At 70.2% G+C, this 17,152-nt stretch carries 16 protein-coding genes; 8 read left to right on the forward strand and 8 right to left on the reverse strand.

Features of this window, described 5'->3' with window-relative positions; genetic code table 11:
* Positions 1-15: 15 nt before the first annotated feature.
* The 3 genes from AC31A1_RS28345 to AC31A1_RS28355 all read right to left on the reverse strand — a co-directional run bounded on the left by AC31A1_RS28345 (position 16) and on the right by AC31A1_RS28355 (position 2,446).
* Positions 16-732 carry a hypothetical protein gene (locus tag AC31A1_RS28345; protein WP_489656041.1) on the reverse strand — a complete coding sequence of 239 codons (717 nt, stop codon included), beginning with the start codon at positions 730-732 and terminating at the stop codon, positions 16-18.
* A 198-nt stretch (positions 733-930) separates the two neighbouring features.
* Complete coding sequence (locus tag AC31A1_RS28350) at positions 931-1,899, reverse strand: hypothetical protein (RefSeq protein ID WP_489656042.1); 969 nt, start codon at positions 1,897-1,899, stop codon at positions 931-933.
* Positions 1,886-2,446 (reverse strand): RNA polymerase sigma factor, encoded by a 561-nt coding sequence (locus AC31A1_RS28355; protein WP_489656043.1) that lies wholly within the window; start codon positions 2,444-2,446, stop codon positions 1,886-1,888. Before AC31A1_RS28355 ends, AC31A1_RS28350 begins: the two co-directional genes overlap by 14 nt.
* Before the next feature lie 217 nt (positions 2,447-2,663).
* Between AC31A1_RS28355 and trpS the strand changes: the two genes are divergently transcribed.
* Together trpS and AC31A1_RS28365 are read left to right on the forward strand one after the other, a co-directional pair.
* Positions 2,664-3,656 (forward strand): tryptophan--tRNA ligase, encoded by a 993-nt coding sequence (gene trpS / locus AC31A1_RS28360; RefSeq protein ID WP_489656052.1) that lies wholly within the window; start codon positions 2,664-2,666, stop codon positions 3,654-3,656.
* 186 nt (positions 3,657-3,842) lie between these two features.
* Positions 3,843-4,424, forward strand: a complete 582-nt coding sequence (locus tag AC31A1_RS28365; protein WP_489656053.1) for a 2'-5' RNA ligase family protein — start codon at positions 3,843-3,845, stop codon at positions 4,422-4,424.
* A gap of 32 nt (positions 4,425-4,456) precedes the next feature.
* Here the strand turns inward: AC31A1_RS28365 and dprE2 are convergent, their stop codons facing one another.
* Positions 4,457-5,200, reverse strand: coding sequence for a decaprenylphospho-beta-D-erythro-pentofuranosid-2-ulose 2-reductase (dprE2, locus tag AC31A1_RS28370; RefSeq protein WP_489656044.1), 744 nt, complete (start codon positions 5,198-5,200; stop codon positions 4,457-4,459).
* Positions 5,201-5,360: 160 nt separating this feature from the next.
* On the opposite strand from dprE2, the gene AC31A1_RS28375 reads away from it, so the two are divergent.
* Positions 5,361-6,311, forward strand: coding sequence for a YihY/virulence factor BrkB family protein (locus AC31A1_RS28375; RefSeq protein ID WP_489656045.1), 951 nt, complete (start codon positions 5,361-5,363; stop codon positions 6,309-6,311).
* Here AC31A1_RS28375 and AC31A1_RS28380 read toward each other — a convergent pair.
* Positions 6,262-7,572, reverse strand: a complete 1,311-nt coding sequence (locus AC31A1_RS28380) for a D-alanyl-D-alanine carboxypeptidase family protein (RefSeq protein WP_489656046.1) — start codon at positions 7,570-7,572, stop codon at positions 6,262-6,264. The two genes, AC31A1_RS28375 and AC31A1_RS28380, sit on opposite strands and share 50 nt — an antisense overlap.
* A 91-nt stretch (positions 7,573-7,663) precedes the next feature.
* Here AC31A1_RS28380 and AC31A1_RS28385 point away from each other — a divergent pair, with 91 nt between their 5' ends.
* The 4 genes from AC31A1_RS28385 to AC31A1_RS28400 all read left to right on the forward strand — a co-directional run bounded on the left by AC31A1_RS28385 (position 7,664) and on the right by AC31A1_RS28400 (position 11,456).
* The gene (locus tag AC31A1_RS28385) at positions 7,664-7,903 is read left to right on the forward strand and encodes an SCO4848 family membrane protein (protein ID WP_033280279.1); all 240 of its coding nucleotides are present in this window, start codon (positions 7,664-7,666) and stop codon (positions 7,901-7,903) included.
* Between the two features lie 4 nt (positions 7,904-7,907).
* The gene (locus AC31A1_RS28390) at positions 7,908-9,170 is read left to right on the forward strand and encodes a metallophosphoesterase (RefSeq protein ID WP_489656047.1); all 1,263 of its coding nucleotides are present in this window, start codon (positions 7,908-7,910) and stop codon (positions 9,168-9,170) included.
* A gap of 196 nt (positions 9,171-9,366) precedes the next feature.
* Complete coding sequence (locus AC31A1_RS28395; protein ID WP_489656048.1) at positions 9,367-10,923, forward strand: ABC transporter substrate-binding protein; 1,557 nt, start codon at positions 9,367-9,369, stop codon at positions 10,921-10,923.
* Between the two features lie 128 nt (positions 10,924-11,051).
* Positions 11,052-11,456, forward strand: a complete 405-nt coding sequence (locus AC31A1_RS28400) for an ATP-binding protein (RefSeq protein WP_489656049.1) — start codon at positions 11,052-11,054, stop codon at positions 11,454-11,456.
* 13 nt (positions 11,457-11,469) lie between these two features.
* Here AC31A1_RS28400 and AC31A1_RS28405 read toward each other — a convergent pair whose 3' ends face one another.
* Both AC31A1_RS28405 and AC31A1_RS28410 read right to left on the reverse strand, forming a co-directional pair.
* Complete coding sequence (locus AC31A1_RS28405; RefSeq protein WP_489656050.1) at positions 11,470-12,924, reverse strand: sensor histidine kinase; 1,455 nt, start codon at positions 12,922-12,924, stop codon at positions 11,470-11,472.
* Positions 12,921-13,607 carry a response regulator transcription factor gene (locus tag AC31A1_RS28410; protein ID WP_366489322.1) on the reverse strand — a complete coding sequence of 229 codons (687 nt, stop codon included), beginning with the start codon at positions 13,605-13,607 and terminating at the stop codon, positions 12,921-12,923. Before AC31A1_RS28410 ends, AC31A1_RS28405 begins: the two co-directional genes overlap by 4 nt.
* A 188-nt stretch (positions 13,608-13,795) precedes the next feature.
* Between AC31A1_RS28410 and AC31A1_RS28415 the strand changes: the two genes are divergently transcribed.
* On the forward strand, positions 13,796-16,198 hold the full coding sequence (locus tag AC31A1_RS28415) for an MMPL family transporter (RefSeq protein WP_489656054.1): 2,403 nt from the start codon (positions 13,796-13,798) through the stop codon (positions 16,196-16,198).
* Positions 16,199-16,220: 22 nt separating this feature from the next.
* On the opposite strand, the gene AC31A1_RS28420 is transcribed toward AC31A1_RS28415, so the two are convergent.
* The gene (locus AC31A1_RS28420; protein WP_489656051.1) at positions 16,221-17,030 is read right to left on the reverse strand and encodes a TetR family transcriptional regulator; all 810 of its coding nucleotides are present in this window, start codon (positions 17,028-17,030) and stop codon (positions 16,221-16,223) included.
* Positions 17,031-17,152 lie beyond the last annotated feature (122 nt).

Raw genomic sequence — 17,152 nt, forward strand, 5'->3', positions numbered from 1 at the left:
GTCTCCTGCCGTCCCTCACACGTCCCGCAACTCCTGCCGAGGCCCCGGCTCCCGCCCCTTCCGCCACCGGTCCAACGGCAGCCGCGAGGCGAACGGCCGCAGGACCAAGGCCAGTACCGCTCCGGCCGCCGCACCCGGTATCGCCCACCACCAGTCGGTGCCGTGCCCCTTGTCCGGCAGGGAGACCCGCACCGTGGTGGTCCCCGTCCCCGCCCCCGTGTCGGCGTCAGGCGCGACAGTCGCCGGAGCGGGCTCGGTCGACTGCCAGGGCGCCGGGAAGATGCCGGAGTATCCGTCGCCGGTGCCCTTGCCCGTCACGCCCAACTTCTTCAAGAGGGCGCGCAGTTGGGCTGGTTGCCCGGCCCGGTGCCAATAGCCGTTCAGGTTCGTGTTCACCGACACGTCGGCCGCCGTGTGGATCCAGACCGCCTGCGGCCGGGACTCGACCGGAAAGACCCGGTCGATCCGCCAGGGCGATATGTCGTGCGCCAGCCAGGTGACGTTGATCTGGCGGGCGTGGGCCAGATCGGCCTCGGGCGGCTTGTCGCGGGCGCCCTTGCCCTCCGGCCCGAGCAACCGCTGGAGTTTTCCGTACTGTTCGTCCGAGTAGTACAGCGCGGTGGCCTGCCCGCTCTCCGGCGAGGTCACGAGCACGCTTGTCGGTCCACCCGCCGCCGCATCCGACGCACCCCACACCATCAGGGCCAGCGTCATCGCCAACGCCCCGCTCACAGCCGTCAGTTCACGAACCCCGCCTGTACTTCCGCCTCCGTACACCCGAACCCCCAACCAGTCGATCCCCGTACGGCCCGCCCGCGAGCCGCCTGTCACTTCTGGTACACCGCTCGACCCGCCGAGGTTCCCACTCCGCCCGCGCTGTCTGAACTACTCGCACAGTTCGCACAGTTCGCGCCACTTGCACAGGTCGCCCTACTCCCGCCGGGCGAGCGACCGCGCGATCTCCAAGGCCCGCCGCTTCGACCCCACGCCCTCCAGACGGAACGTCAGGTCCCCGCCCGGAACCCCACCGACCGTATGGGTCCACAGCAGCGTCGGCCCCGCCGTCCGCTCCTCCCGCGTATAACGGTCCCCGTCCGCGTCCACCAGCCAGAAGCTCAGCAGATGCGGTCGCGCGAACCACAGCGCAGGGTCCTGTATGCCGTCCGGCGAGACGGTCCCGCCCAGCGACAGCCACTCCGGCGGTTCGCGCACCGTCTTCACGAAGCCAGGGTCCAGCCGCGCCGGATACTCGTCGACCCGGACCGTGTGCCCGTCCTCCCGCCAGCACAGGCTCACCAGAAAGCGCCCCTGCGGCTCACCGGTGACCGTCACCGCGTCCGGCACTCCCAACGCGTCCGGCACCACCGGCTCGAACCCTGCCCGCTGACGGGCCTGCGCCAGCGTCACCGACCGCCCGCACCCGGGCACCTCGGCCCCGGCCGAGGGCACCGCCGACGGGTCGTACCGCACCTCGACCCCGCCGAAGCCGAACCAGTCGAAGACCGCCGCCCGCACCGGAGGCGTGAGCACGAGCACCGTGAGCACACCGCACAGGGCCGCCACCAGCGCCCGCCGCCGCAGCCGCATCCAGCGCCGGACAATACGCAGCCGCGCCCGGACTCCGGTCGGCCCGGACTCCTGGACGGGGACCGGGATCTGCTCGGCCAGTATCTGCGCCAGCACCCGCTCGACCATCGACTCGGACCCGGCGGCCTCGCCACGGCCACTGCCACCGCCCCGCGCGTCCAGCGAACGCCCCAACGCCCGCAGCTCCGCGGGCAACCGAGAGGCAGCCGTGCGCCCCGCGTGCCCATCGCGGCCCACCCGCCGGCGCCCGGCGCCCTCACCCCCGCCGGTGCCCTCACTGTCGTACGACTCCCGTCCGTCACTCACACTCATCACCCCCTTCCCGAGGCCGGAAATCCGGCAGCAACCGTCCGAGTTTCCTCAGCGCGCGGTTCAGCCGGGACTTCACCGTGCCGCGTGGCCAGCCCAGGGCCTGGGCCGTCTCCGGTTCGTCCATCTCCAGGAGATAGCGGTAGGTCACGACCAGGCGGTGCTCCTCGCTCAGCTGGTCCAGGGCGGAGAGCAGGGCCGCGCGGCGCTCCGTCTCCAGCGTGGCGACCGCGGGGTCCGCCGATTCCGGTATCAGCGGCTCGGCCTCCGCGAAGGCTGCCTCCCGGCCGGCGAGCGTGCGCTGACGCGCCGCCGTACGCACTGTGTTCCTCGTCTCATTGGCGACGATCGACAGCAGCCACGGCTTGAACGCCGCGCCGTCCCGGAACCTGCCCAGCGCGCAGTACGCCTTGACGAAGGCCTGCTGCACCACGTCCTCCGCGTCCGCTCCCGCCCCGAGTGCCGCGGCCGCCCTGAGTGCGATGCCCGTGTGGGCCCGCACCAGCTCCGCGTACGCCTCCGGCTCTCCGGCGCGTACGCGTGCGATCACCGCGGCCTCATCGACGATGCGGCCCCCCTCCCGCGTCTCCACACATTTGGTACACCGCCCGAGCCGGATCGGTTCCCACCCGTGTCGCATCTCTTCCGAACCAGTTCCGGACCGGGTCCCAAGACCTGAGAGAATGGTGAACATGGCCTCTGATCGCCCACCCGTCGCCCACCACCGCCCTCAAACGGGGCGCTCCGCGCCGCTGCCCACATTCCGAGTGCTCTCCGGAATCCAGCCCACAGCAGGCTCGTTCCACCTCGGCAACTACCTCGGCGCCGTCCGCCAGTGGGTGGCCCTTCAGGAGTCCCACGACGCGTTCTACATGGTCGTCGACCTGCACGCGATCACGGTCCCGCAGGACCCGGCGGACCTGCGTGCCAACACCCGGCTCGCCACCGCACAGCTGCTGGCCGCCGGGCTCGACCCGGAGCGCTGCACGCTCTTCGTACAGAGCCATGTCCCCGAGCACGCCCAGCTCGCCTGGGTCATGAACTGCCTGACCGGCTTCGGTGAGGCGTCCCGCATGACCCAGTTCAAGGACAAGTCCGCCAAGCAGGGCGCCGACCGCGCCAGCGTCGGTCTGTTCACGTACCCGATCCTCCAGGTCGCCGACATCCTGCTGTACCAGGCGCACGAGGTGCCGGTCGGCGAGGACCAGCGCCAGCACATCGAGCTGACCCGGGACCTGGCCGAGCGCTTCAACGGCCGCTTTGGCGAGACCTTCACGATCCCGAAGCCGTACATCCTCAAGGAGACGGCGAAGATCTACGACCTTCAGGACCCGTCGATCAAGATGAGCAAGTCGGCGTCGACTCCGAAGGGCCTCATCAACCTTCTCGACGACCCGAAGGCGACCGCCAAGAAGGTCAAGAGCGCGGTCACCGACACGGACACCGTGATCCGCTACGACGCCGTGGACAAGCCGGGTGTCAGCAACCTGCTCACGATCTACTCGACCCTCACCGGCAAGTCGATCGCCGAGCTGGAGCGGGAGTACGAGGGCAAGATGTACGGCGCGCTCAAGACGGACCTCGCCGAGGTCATGGTCGAGTTCGTGACGCCCTTCAAGGAGCGCACCCAGCAGTATCTGGACGACCCGGAGACGCTCGACTCGATCCTGGCCAAGGGCGCGGAGAAGGCGCGAGCCGTCGCGGCCGAGACCCTCGCCCAGGTGTACGACCGGGTCGGCTTCCTGCCCGCCAAGCACTGAGGCGTACGACCGCACTGAAGCACCACCGGACAGAGCGCTGCACATCACTACGGTTGCGCCTGCCCACAACTCAGTCGTGGCCGTACAGTCGATAGCCGGGTGGCCGCAAGCGTGGCCGCCCCGCTCGCCATCAAGACCACCATCAGGACCACCATCAGGACCACCGACAGGACGACAGGAGACGACGTGGGGACCGTAACGATCGGCGTGTCGATCGCGGTCCCGGAGCCTCACGGCAGCCTGCTCCAGGAGCGGCGCGCGGGCTTCGGCGACGCCGCGGCTCACGGCATCCCCACGCACGTCACGCTGTTGCCGCCGACCGAGGTGGACGCCTCGCAACTGCCCGCGATCGAGGCCCACCTGGTCGACGTCGCCGCAGCCGGGCGCCCCTTCCCGATGCGGCTGTCCGGCACCGGGACCTTCCGGCCGCTGTCCCCGGTCGTCTACGTCCAGGTCGTCGAGGGCGCTTCCGCCTGCACCTGGCTGCAGAAGCAGATCCGCGACGCATCCGGTCCGGTGGCACGCGATCTGCACTTCCCGTACCACCCGCACGTCACCGTGGCGCACGGCATCGACGACGAGCTGATGGACCGCGCCTACGAAGCGCTCGCCGACTACCGCGCGGAGTGGTCGTGCACCGGCTTCGCGTTCTACGAACAGGGCCCCGACGGCGTCTGGCGCAAGATGCGCGAGTTCGCCTTCGGCGGAGCCGTCGTGCCGCCCCAGGCGGCCCACACCGAGCGCGGCACGATCCCCAGCCGCCAGTAGGCAGTCACCAGGGCGGATTCAGCCGCCTGTGCTCACAGCGGCAGCCGCCGGAACAGCGCCCGCGGCACGTGCCGCAGCGCCGACATCACCACGCGCAGCGTCCCGGGCACCCAGACGGTCTCCGAGCCTCGGCGCAGGCCCAGTTCGATGGCCGTGGCGACGGCTTCCGGAGTCGTCGCGAAGGGCGCCCTCTCCGGAGCGGCCGTCCCCTTCGACCGTACGAACCCCGGTCGTACGACCATGACGTGCACGCCCGTGCCGTGCAGCGCGTCGCCCAGCCCCTGGGTGAACGTGTCCAGGCCGGCCTTGCTGGAGCCGTAGATGAAGTCCGCGCGGCGGGCCCGTTCGCCGGCGACCGAGGAGAGCACCACCAGGGAGCCGTGCCCCTGGGTCTGCAACGCCCGCGCGCTGACCAGGCCGGCCGCCACGGCACCGATGTAGTTGGTCCGCGCGACGCGTACCGCGGCGGCCGGTTCGCGCTCGTCCTGCGCCTGGTCGCCGAGGATGCCGAAGGCGAGCAGCACCATGTCGACGTCGCCCTCCGCGAAGACCTTGCCGAGCACGGTCTCGTGGGAGTCGGGGTCGAGCGCGTCGAAGGCGACGGTGTGCACCTCGGCCCCCAGGACACGCAGTTCCGAAGCGGCACTCTCCAGAGCGGGCGACGGACGGCCCGCCAGCCACACCGTGCGGGTGCGGCGCGCGATCATCCGGCGGGCGGTGGCCAACGCGATCTCTGAGGTACCGCCGAGGACAAGGAGGGACTGTGGAGGACGCATGCAGGTGACCGTATCGTCCCTTTATGGGCGTTCAGTTGTGCGGCATCGACCCCCTCCCTGAAATGGGCGATTAATCGGATGCCGCCGACCATGACGGCACGCGCGCGTGTTCGCGGGGTACCCGCACATCGGTCTCCCCGGAGGAGGGCAGAATCGGATCATGGACTGGCTGAAGAAGCTCCCCTTCATCGGGCCGCTGGTGGCACGCCTGATGCTCACGCACGCGTGGCGGTCGTACGAGCGGCTGGACCGGGTGAAGTGGTCGCAGCTGGCCGCCGCCATGACGTTCATCAGCTTCATCGCGCTGTTCCCGCTGCTGACCGTGGCCGCCGCGATCGCCGCCGCGACCCTCAGCACCGACCAGCAGCACCAGCTGCAGGACAAGATCGCCGAGCAGGTCCCCGGCATCTCCGACCAGCTCGACATCGGTTCCCTGGTGGACAACGCGGGCACCATCGGTCTCATCGCCGGTGCCGTCCTGCTGTTCACCGGCATCGGCTGGGTCGGCTCGATGCGGGAGTGTCTGCGCGCGGTGTGGGAGCTGCCCGACCGCGACGAGAACCCCTTCCTGCGGAAACTCATCGACACCGGGGTGCTGATCGGCCTGGGCGGCGCCGTCCTCGCGACGATCGCCGTCTCCACCGTCGCCTCCGCCCTGGTCGACTGGATCAGCCGTGAAATGGGCCTGGTGCAGGGCGGCTGGGGCGGGGTCCTGCTGCGCATCGCGGCGTTCGCCGTCGCCGTGTTGGTCGACTTCCTGCTTCTGCTGTACGTCCTGACGCTGCTGCCCGGCGTCGAACCCCCGCGCCGCCGGCTCTTCGTGGCCGCGCTGATCGGCGCGGTCGGCTTCGAACTGCTGAAGCTGCTGCTCAGCGGCTACATCCAGGGGGTCGCCGCGAAGAGCATGTACGGCGCGTTCGGTGTCCCCGTAGCACTGCTCCTGTGGATGAACTTCACCTCGAAGCTGGTCCTGTTCTGCGCCGCCTGGACGGCGACGCCGAGCAAGGATGACCCCGAGGACGACGAGTACGACCCGGCCGACGAGACCGAGAACCCCAAGGTCAGGGACGACGGCGCCGGACCAGATCCGGCAGCGGCCAGCGCCGGTTGACCAGGAAGACACCGGCCGCGAGCAGCACCAGCAGCCCGCCGGTGACCGCGAGCGCGATACCGACCCCGCTCGAACCTTCGTCCTCGGAGGCCGTCGCGGAGGCCGACCCACTGGCGCTCGGCTTCGTGGACGTGTCGCCGCCCGCCTCCCCGGAGGCCGTCGCACCCGGCTGTGCGCTCGCCTGCGGGACGTTCTTGGGCGCGACCAGCTCACCCACCGGCTGCACCTTCCCGTCCGCCTGGAAGCCCCAGTCGAGGATCTTCGCGGCCTCCTTGTAGACCTCGTTGTGCTCGTCCTTCTCCGGGTTCATGACCGTCACCAGCAGCACCTTGCCGTTGCGCTCGGCGACGCCGGTGAAGGTCGCGCCCGCGTTGGTGGTGTTGCCGTTCTTGACGCCCGCGATGCCCGGGTACACCGAGACGTCCGAGTCGCCGCTCAGCAGCCGGTTGGTGTTCTGGATCTCGAAGGTCCCGCGGACCGACTTGCCCTTCTTCTTCGTCGTCTCGCCCGGGAACTTCGCGCTCACCGTCGAGCAGTACTCCCGGAAGTCCTTCTTCTGCAGCCCGGAGCGCGCGAACAGCGTCAGGTCGTACGCCGACGAGACCTGCCCCGGCTCGTCGTAGCCGTCCGGCGTCACCACGCGCGTGTCCAGCGCCTGGAGGTCCTGGGCGTGCGCGTTCATGTCGGCGACGGTCCTGGCGACGCCCCCGTTCATGTGGGACAGGACGTGCACCGCGTCGTTGCCGGAGCGCAGGAAGACACCGAGCCACAGGTCGTGGACCGTGTAGCTCTCGCCCTCCTTTATCCCGACCAGGCTGGAGCCGGTGCCCATGCCGGCCAGGTCGGACGCGACGACCTTGTGCTCGGTCGTCTTCGGGAACTTCGGCAGCACGGTGTCCGCGAACAGCATCTTCAGGGTGCTCGCCGGAGGCAGCCGCCAGTGCGCGTTGTGCGAGGCGAGCACCGCGCCCGACTCGGCGTCGCTCACGATCCACGACCGCGCGGTCACGTCCTTCGGCAGCACCGGGACGCCGGACGTCAGATTGACCTGCGTCCCCGCCTGACCGAGGCGGGTACCTCCCACCGACGACATGTTCGCCGGCGGAGTGGCCGTAGGACTCGCGGACGAACTCGGCGTCGCCGTCGGGTTAGGAGTCGGACTCGGGGCCGCGAGGGCGACGGGCGCGGTGAGCGCGAGGGACGACAGGGCGGCGGAAAGCACCAGCAGGGGTCGCCTGATGGTCTGCACTGGAGCGGGCACGGACGAGAACGTACATGCCGGGGGACCCGAAGTCCCGTCACCGGCCCCACCCCGGACACGGGCCCCCGGGGACGACGGCGATACTGGACTCATGAAGCTCAGCCGCCCCGTCTCCTGGTTCCTGCTCGCCTTCGGGGTGTGGAGCTGGGTCATCTGGGTCACTTTCGTCAAGAACCTGGTCAAGGACACGAGCGGGCTGGCCTTCGACGACGGCCATCCGACGGCGTACTTCTGGGTGCACCTGACCCTCGCCGTCGTCTCCTTCGTATTGGGGACGGTCATCGGGGGCCTCGGGTTGCGTGGACTGCGCGCACTGCGCGAGACGTCATAGAGAAGTGGCCATCGTCGTCATCGCTCTCGTGGTCCTGGTCGCCGTCGCCGTCCTCGGCGGGCTGCACTGGTACGTCTGGCGCCGCCTCGTCCGCGACACCACGCGCGCGTGGGGCCCCGCCCGCATCACCGGGACGGCCGTGCTCGTCGCCGGCCCGGTCCTGATGATCGCGGCCCTGGCCGCCGAGCGTGGTGGCGCGCCCTTCTGGCTCCAGCAAGTCCTGGGCTGGCCCGGCTTCCTGTGGATGGCCCTCGCGATCTACCTCCTGCTGGCCGTCCTCGCGGGCGAGGTCCTACGGCCACTGCTGCGCCGGCTCCTCGAACGGCGTGGGCGGGCCGGGACGGCCGTAGAAGAGCGCGAGGCGCCGGTCTCCGCCACAGGCCCCGGAGAAGCCTCTGGAGCGGCCCCTGAAGAGCCGCAGGGGAGTGGTCCGCTCTCTGTCCCCTCCCGTCGGCTCTTCGTCTCCCGTGTCGTCGGGGGCGCGGCCGCCGCCGCGGCCGTCGGGACCGTCGGGTACGGCACCTATGGGGTTCTGCGGGGACCGGGCGTCAAGCGGGTCACCGTGCCGTTGGCCAAGCTGCCGCGGTCCGCGCACGGGTTCAGGATCGCGGTCGTCAGTGACATCCACCTGGGGCCGCTCCTGGGGCGCGGGTTCGCGCAGAAGGTCGTCGACACGATCAACGCGACCCAGCCCGATCTGATCGCGGTCGTCGGCGACCTGGTCGACGGGAGCGTCAAGAACCTGGGGCCCGCCGCGGCTCCCTTGGCTCAACTGCGGGCACGGCACGGGTCATTCTTCGTCACCGGTAATCATGAGTACTTCTCCGGTGCCGCCGCCTGGGTCGAGGAAGTGCGGCGGCTCGGGATCCACCCCCTGGAGAACGCCCGTACCGAACTGGCCGGATTCGACCTCGCCGGGGTCAACGACCTCCAGGGCGAGAGCGAAGGCCAGGGGCCCGACTTCGGGAAGGCGCTCGGCGACCGTGACACCACGCGCGCGTGCGTGCTGCTCGCGCACCAGCCCGTGCAGATCCACGAGGCCGTGAAGCACGACGTCGACCTCCAGCTCTCCGGGCACACCCATGGCGGCCAGCTGTGGCCCGGCAACTTCGTCGCGGCGGCGGCCAATCCGACGGTCGCGGGCCTGGAGCGGTACGGCGATACCGAGTTGTACGTCAGCAGGGGCGCGGGCGCCTGGGGACCACCCACGCGCGTGGGGGCGCCGTCGGACATCACGGTCGTCGAACTGGCCTCGAAACAGGCTTAGTCGCCGGCGTGGGGCCACGTTTGCGAACTGGCTGAGAATCAGCTGTGAAACGGGCAATTAACACCCGTCGGTAAGTTCTTTCTCATCTCGGCAGAATCCTCTTCCCCCGGATGAAACTCCTGTGGTTAGGTGATCCGCGCCACTAGGGGAGTGGCATAGGTGAGGGGCCCGGGAGGGCCCTTGGGAGGGCACACCGATGCGGTCGGTTCGCATACGGATTCTCGCGACGCTGCTGGTTCTGGCGGCCGTGGGAGTCGGGGGCTGGCAGTTGCTGCCGTCCGACGGGAGCAACGACAGGACGATCACGGTCGGGACGACGGACGGTGTCACGTCCCTCGACCCGGCCGCCGCGTACGACGCCGGTTCCTGGGCGCTGTACAGCAACGTCTTCCAGTCGCTGATGACGTTCGACTCGGGCGGTACGACACCCGTGCCGGACGCGGCCAAGAGCTGCGCGTTCGTGGGCGGCGGGCTGACGACGTACCGGTGTGTGGTGCGCGCGGGGCTCACCTTCCCGAGCGGGCGCGCGATGACCGCCGAGGACGTGAAGTTCTCCTTCGACCGGGTCAAGAAGATCAACTCCGATGTGGGTCCCTCGTCGTTGCTCTCCACGCTCGGCTCGGTCGACGCCTCCGGGATGACGGTCACCTTCCATCTGTCGTCCCCGGACGCCACGTTCCCGTTCAAGGTGGCCACCGGTGCCGGTGCGATCGTCGACAGCACCAAGTACCCGAAGGACGCCCCGCGCAACGGCTACCAGGTCGACGGCACCGGGCCGTACACCCTGACCACGTATACGAAGGACAAGAAGGCGGTCCTTTCGCCGAACAGCCACTACAAGGGTGCCGTCAAGAACACCGGCAGCCCGATCGAGCTGCGGTACTACGCCGACTCGGACGCGCTGCAGAAGGCGTACAAGGCGAAGCAGGTCCAGGTGGCCACCCGCCAGTTGCCGCCGAAGATGCTCTCCGGGCTCTCCGCGAGCGACCCCGACCAGCGCGTGTCGGAGGCGGACAGCTCCGAGACCCGCAACCTGTACCTCAACACCCGTAAGGGCACGCCCCTGCACGACGTCCTCGTCCGGCGGGCCATGGCCTGGCTGATCAACCGCGAACAGCTGGCCGCCACCGTGTACGACGGCACGGTCGACCCGCTGTACTCGCTGATCCCCACCGGCATCGTCGGCCACACGACGTCCTTCTTCGACGACTACCCCTCCCAGAACGTCGAAAAGGCGAAGGCACTCCTCGAAGAGGCCGACGTTTCCGTCCCGGTCCACTTCACCTACGGCTACGGCATCGGGCACGGTTCCGGCAAGGAGGAGGCCGCCGAGCTGAAGAAGCAGCTGGAGGCGAGCGGGCTCTTCAAGGTGGACGTCAAGGGTTACGAGTGGACCGACTTCCAGAAGCGCTGGGCCACCGGCAAGCTCGACGCGTACGCCGTCGGCTGGGTCGCCGACTACCCCGACCCGGACACCTTCGGCTCCCCGCTCGTCGGCACCGGTTCCACCATGAACACCGGCTACAGCAACAAGATCGTCGACCAACTCATCCTCAGCAGCCAGAAGTTCGCCGACCGCAGCCGCGTCGACGACGACTTCCGCGACCTGCAGTCGGACGTGGCCGCGGACGTGCCACTGATCCCGCTGTGGCAGCGCAAGGAGTACGTCGTGAGCAGCGAGGACGTCGGCGGCATCTCCTATCTCACGGACGGCACCGGCGTGTTCCGGCTGTGGGCGCTGGACTGGATCTGACGCGATCCCGTGCCGTCGGACGTGATCCTCTTCCGTTGACCTTCGTTCGATCTTTTGTTCGAGTGACGCCGGTGGGCCATCGCACGCAGCACCATGTGAGGGAGGTGTGTGTGGGGTGAGGAGCCGACGTGGTCAGACGCAACGCCTTCCGGCTGCCACGGCACCCGGCTTCCGTGGGTCTCGCCCGGCGCCGGGTCCGGGACCATCTGGCCGACTGGGGACACCGGAGTGACGATCCGGCGCTCCAGGACGCCGTACTGCTGGTGTCCGAGCTGGCGACCAACGTCGTACGCCACGGGCCTCTTCTGGAGCGGGAGTTCGAGGTGGCGGTGACGGCCCTCGCGGACGGCTCCTGCCTCATAGAGGTGTCGGACGAGGGCCGCCTCGAACCCCGTCTGCGGGTCGTGACGGCCCTGGAGGAGGCCGGCCGGGGTCTCCACCTCGTGGAGGGCGTCGCGGCCGCCTGGGGCGTCTGGAGCCGCGGCGCGCACGGCAAGACGGTCTGGGCCCTGGTCCAGGCCGACACCCCCTGACACAGGCGCTGTTCTACGACGGCACGGGCGTCCGCGTCGGCAGCGTCACCGTCACCGCGAGCCCCTCGCCCGGCGCCGTCCGCACCGCCACGTCGCCGCCGTGCGCCGTGACGACGCCCTGCACGATCGCCAGCCCCAGACCGCTGCCCGCGCCGCCGCCCGCCCGGAAGAAACGGTCGAAGATGCGTGCCGCGTCGTCCTCGCAGAGCCCCGGACCCTGGTCCGCGACACACAGCCGTACGACCCCGTCCTCGCGCTCCACACCGAGCCGCACGGGCACGTCGGCGGGCGTGTGGGTGCGGACGTTGGTCACCAGGTTGCCGAGTACCTGGCGCAGGCCCGACTCGTCGGCGCGCACCAGGAGGGAGCCGTCGGCGCCGACCGTGACGGGCCGCTCCGGCTGCTGCACCCGCAGGTCCTCGGCGGCGTCGCGCACCAGGCGGCTCAGGTCGACGCTGCGGAAGCGCAGCTCGGGCCGCTGGTCCAGGCGGGCCAGCATGAGGAGTTCGTCGACGAGGCGGCCCATGCGGTCCGCCTCCGCGTTCATCCGGTCCCAGGCCCGCTTGCGCTCGTCGGGCTCGGTCAGCATGCCCTTGTCGTACAGCTGGAGGTAGCCGCGTATCGCCGACAGCGGGGTGCGCAGCTCGTGCGAGGCGTCGGCGACGAAGCGGCGCAGCTGGGCCGCCGTACGCTCGCGCGTGCGGTACGCCGACTCCACCTGGTGGAGCATGGAGTTGAGGGCGACCCGCAGCTGCTCGACCTCCTGCGTCGGATGGTGGCTGGAGGGCACGCGCCGGGTCAGGTCGCCCTCGGCGATGGCCGTCGAGGTCTCGACCATGTCCTCCAGGGGCAGCATCCGCCGGCGCACACTCATCATGGTCAGCGCGGCGAGCAGGACGAGCAGCAGGCTGCCGAAGGCGAAGTCCAGCTTGAGGGCCTTGGCCATGGCGTGGTGGAGGCCGCCGGTGGAGGCGGCGATCAGGATGTACGTGCCGTCGGCGAGCCGGGTCCCGATCGCGCGGTACGGGTCGTCGCTCAGCGAGATGTCGCGCGGTGTGCCGTCGGCGGCCAGTGCGGCCGGGTCGCTGAAGAGGGCGGCGAGCGCCCGCTGGTCGGCGGTCGGGGCGAAGCCGGCGATGGTGAGCACCTTGCCCCGGGAGTCGACCGCCGCGAACACCTTGTCCGGGTTCGACGAGGCGGCGCTCTTCTGGGGCATCAGGTGGTCGCCGAGGCCGGACAGGGTGCTCAGCGTGTTGATCTGCTCCATGGTGAGCTGCGAACCGCTCAGCGAGTCACGGGACTTGTTCAGCTCGGTGTCGACCTGGGCGAGCAGATAGTGCCGCATGCCCATCAGGCTGACGGCGGTGGCCATGACGATGCCGAGCGCCAGCAGCGCGAGGTTGGCCAGGGTCAGCTTGGCGCGCAGGGAGTGGGCCCCGCGCTCGCAGTTCGGCAGCCGGATGTTCATGCCAGCCCGTATCCGACGCCCCGCCGCGTGGTGATCACGGGCGGTCCCAGGGTCTCCAGCTTGCGCCGCAGATAGCTGATGTAGGTCTCGACGACGGTCGACTCCGGCGGGGTGTGCTCGTACTGCCAGACGTGGCGCAGGAGTTGCTCCTTGGGCACGACCCGGCCGCCGTTGCGCACCAGGAAGCGCAGCAGGGCGTACTCGGTGGGGGTCAGCTCGACCGAGCGGCCCGCGCGGTGCACCGAGTACGTCGTCTCGTCCAGCTCCAGGTCGCCGTAGCGCAGGGGCGGGCGCTGGGGGAGGACGTCGGCGGGGCGGGTGCGGCGCAGGACGGCCGTGATGCGGGCGACGACCACGTCGATGTCGAAGGGCTTGGTGATGTAGTCGTCGCCGAAGCCGAGGGCGCCGACGATCTCGGCCGGCGCGTCCCGCGCGGTGAGGAAGACGACCGCCAGGTCCGGCCTGCGGGCGCGCAGTTCGTGCCCCAGGGCGCGGCCGTCGCCGTCCGGGAGCATCACGTCGAGCAGTGCGCAGTCCGGGCGGGTGCGCTCGGCGAGGGCGAGCGCCTCGCGCACGGTGCCCGCGACCATGACCTCGAAGCGGTGGTAGCGCAGCGCGATGGCGAGGACGTCCGCGATGCTCGGTTCGTCCTCCACCACCAGCACGGTTCCTGGAGCCGTCATGCCCCCAGTATCGGCCGGGGCACTGACAGCGGGGCCGGTTCGGTCTTTGGAGTTCCTTGAGAGTCATGGCCGATACGTGTCCACGCGTGCGTGCAGCCGCCAATTCTGTAGCCCAGGACCTGGGGGACCATCCGACCGACCGACCGAGTCAACTCGGTTTCTAATAAGGAGCGTTGAGCGTGGCGGCATTGGCACGGTGGTGCTATCGGCACCGGCTGGTGGTCCTGTTGCTGTGGGTGGGGGCACTGTTCGGCCTGGGCTTCTCGGCCTCTACGGCCGGTACGAACTACGCGAACGTGTTCTCCCTCCCGGACACGGACTCCAAGAGCGCGTACGACCTGATGGAGAAGGCCTTCCCGAACAGTTCGGGCGACACCGACACGGTGGTCTGGAAGGTCGACTCGGGATCGGTACGGGACCAGTCCGTACAGGCCCGTATCCAGCCCGCCCTCGACAAGATAGGCAAGATGAAGGGCGTCGGCGGGGTCACCAGCCCGTACTCCGGCGCCCGGGGCGCGACGCAGATCAGCTCCGACGGGAAGATCGCGTACGCGCAGGTCACCTTCGGCGAACAGGCGAACGCCGTTCCCAAGGACCTCGTCCAGAACGTCATGGACACCGCCCAGGGCGCCGAACGCGGCGGGCTGGAGGTCGAGCTGGGCGGCCAGGCCATCCAGCGCGTCCAGGAGCCGCCGCAGGGCCTGTCGGAGCTGGTCGGCATCGTCGCGGCGGCCGTCGTGCTGTTCCTGGCCTTCGGCTCGTTCTTCGCGATGACACTGCCGATCGCCATCGCGGTCTTCGGCGTCGGCATGGGCCTGTTCTCCACCCAGCTCATCAGCCACGTCACCGACATCCCCGACATCGCCCCGCTGCTCGCCTCCCTGATCGGCCTCGGCGTCGGCATCGACTACGCCCTGTTCATCGTCACCAGGCACCGCAAGGGCATCCTGCGCGGCCTGGACCCGGAGGAGGCGGCGGTCACCGCCCTGAACACCTCCGGCCGGGCGGTGCTGTTCGCGGGCGGCACGGTCTGCATCTCGCTGGCCGGCATGCTGGTGACGCGCCTGCACTTCCTGGACGGCGTGGTCATCGGCACCTCGCTCACGGTCGTCCTGAGCGTCTTCGCGGCCATGACCCTCCTGCCCGCCCTCCTCGGCCTCCTCGGCCCGCGCGCGCTCAGCCGCCGGCAGCGGCGCAGGCTCGCTGCGGAGGGGCCCGAGCCGGAGACCGCCAGCGGCCTCGCGGCGCGCTGGTCCGCGGGCGTGCAGAAGCGTCCGCGCAGGGTCGCGGTACTCGCCCTCGTCGTCATGGCGGTCCTCGCGATCCCTGTGCTGTCGCTGCGCCTCGGCGCCACCGACCAGGGCAACGACGACAGCTCGACGACCACCAGGAAGGCGTACGACCTGCTCGCCGACGGCTTCGGGCCGGGCTTCAACGGTCCGCTCCAGGTGGTCACCGCGGGTGGCGACACGGCCACCCTGGTCAAGGGCATCGAGGGCACCAAGGGCGTGGCCCGGGTCGCCGCGCTGCCGCCGGCGCAGGGCGTGACGGTGATCCAGGTCGTCCCGACCACGTCACCGCAGTCGAAGCAGACCGACGACCTGATCGACACCCTGCGCGACAAGGTGATCCCTCAGGCCGGGGCGACCGCCCACGTCGGCGGTGTGACAGCGATCTCCAAGGACTTCGCGACCGTCACCGGCAACCGGCTGCCGCTGTTCATAGCGACGATCATCGGGCTGAGTTTCCTGCTCCTCCTGCTCGCCTTCCGCTCCCTGGTCGTGCCGCTGACCGCGGCCCTGATGAACCTGATCGCGGCGGCGGCCTCCTTCGGTGTCCTGGTGGCGATCTTCCAGTGGGGCTGGGGCCTGGACATGCTGGGCCTCGGCAAGGAGGGCCCGATCAACGCCTTCCTGCCGGTCATCATGCTGTCCCTGCTGTTCGGCCTCTCCATGGACTACCAGGTGTTCCTGGTGAGCCGGATGCACGAGGAGTGGGTCCACACCAGGGACAACGCCCGCGCGGTCCGCGTCGGCCTCGCGGAGACCAGCCGCGTCATCAACAGCGCCGCACTGATCATGGTCTGCGTCTTCATGGCCTTCGTCCTCAGCGGCGACACCGGCGCGGCGACGGCCGGCGTCGGCCTGGCCGCCGCGGTCGCCCTCGACGCCTTCATCCTGCGGACGGCCCTGGTACCGGCCGCGATGCACCTGCTAGGCAACTCCAACTGGTGGCTCCCGGGCTGGCTCGACAAGCGGCTGCCGCACCTCGCGGTGGAGCCCGCCGAGGAGCCCGCACAGGCAGCCCCGGACGGCCCGGCATCAGCCGTCCACGGCTTCGTCCGTACGGCCGAGGGCGAGCCTCTGGAGGGCGCCTCGGTGACGCTCCTGTCGTCGGGCGGACGCCAGCTGGACCGGGTCGAGACCCTGGCGGACGGCTCGTACATCGTGTCGGTGCCGGCCCCGGGGACCTACCTCCTGGCGACGACGGCCACCTCGTACGGCTCGGTCGCCCGCCACGTGGCGGTGACGGACGGCCCGCTGGTCTACGACGTCGAGCTCGCGGAGGGCGAGGTGGACGCCGTCAACTGACGTCGTCGACCGGCCTGAGTGCTCAGGGGCGTTCGTCGCCGGCAGGTCCGGCGGCGGACGCCCCGCGCTTCTCCTTCTTCGCCTTCGCCGGGTCGGGCAGCGCGTTGGTCATGCCCGGCAGGAAGTCCGTGAACAGCTCGTGCACCTCCAGGACGAGCGGCCGCAGCACCCTGAAGCGCGCGAGGGACACCCCGCGCGCGGTGAGGCGGGCACCGCGCTCCGCGAGCCGGTAACTGCGCTCGCGGCCCTCGGTCCGGTCGAACACCCAGTACAGGACGAGCCCCATCTGGGAGAGCCACATCAACTCCGGGAGCACGTCCCGCAGTTCCGGCGCCACCTTGGTCTTCGCGCCGAACAGCACCTCCTTGTGGACGCCGATGGCCTGCACACGCGCGTGCTCGCTCTCCGCGGAGAACGGGCTGAGCGGGCTGTCCGGGTCGGCGGCGTTCTTGAAGAACTGCACCGCGAACTCGTGGTACGGCTTCGCGACGTCCAGCCACACCCGCAGCACGCCCGCGAGCCGCGCCTCCAGATCGGTCTCCTGGTCCAGCACCTCGCGGACCGCGAGCCGGTGCTCCTCGGCGAGCCGGTCGTAGAAGCCCTGGATCAGGTGCTCCTTGCCGGCGAAGTAGTAGTACGCGTTGCCGACCGAGACGCCCGCCTCCTTGGCGATCGCCCGCATCGTCGTCTTGTCGTAGCCGTGCTCCTGGAACAGCCGCATGGCCGTCTCCAGGATGAGCGCACGGGTCTGCTCGGACTTCGCGGACCTGGCGGGCGTACCGCCGTCCTCTTCGGGGTTGTCGTTCTTGGGGCTGTCGTTCTTCGCGGGCACGGAAAGAGCCTATCCAGTGGGGCAGGAACCGTCGGCGCAGCCCGGCGCGGTGTAGGTCCACCCCTGGTGCGGGTCGTAGGACCAGCCGTCCCCCTGCCGGTACACCCCGCCGCCCCACCGTC

Source organism: Streptomyces sp. P5F9 (genome assembly GCF_057961495.1).

What these genes read in the sequence shown, in the direction of transcription:
- AC31A1_RS28385 (WP_033280279.1), top strand. Translation starts at nt 7,664, where the DNA reads ATGAAGCTCAGCCGCCCCGTCTCCTGGTTCCTGCTCGCCTTCGGGGTG.
- AC31A1_RS28375 (WP_489656045.1), top strand. Translation starts at nt 5,361, where the DNA reads ATGGACTGGCTGAAGAAGCTCCCCTTCATCGGGCCGCTGGTGGCACGC.
- AC31A1_RS28395 (WP_489656048.1), top strand. Translation starts at nt 9,367, where the DNA reads ATGCGGTCGGTTCGCATACGGATTCTCGCGACGCTGCTGGTTCTGGCG.
- AC31A1_RS28405 (WP_489656050.1), bottom strand. Translation starts at nt 12,924, where the DNA reads ATGAACATCCGGCTGCCGAACTGCGAGCGCGGGGCCCACTCCCTGCGC.
- AC31A1_RS28410 (WP_366489322.1), bottom strand. Translation starts at nt 13,607, where the DNA reads ATGACGGCTCCAGGAACCGTGCTGGTGGTGGAGGACGAACCGAGCATC.
- dprE2 (WP_489656044.1), bottom strand. Translation starts at nt 5,200, where the DNA reads ATGCGTCCTCCACAGTCCCTCCTTGTCCTCGGCGGTACCTCAGAGATC.
- AC31A1_RS28350 (WP_489656042.1), bottom strand. Translation starts at nt 1,899, where the DNA reads ATGAGTGTGAGTGACGGACGGGAGTCGTACGACAGTGAGGGCACCGGC.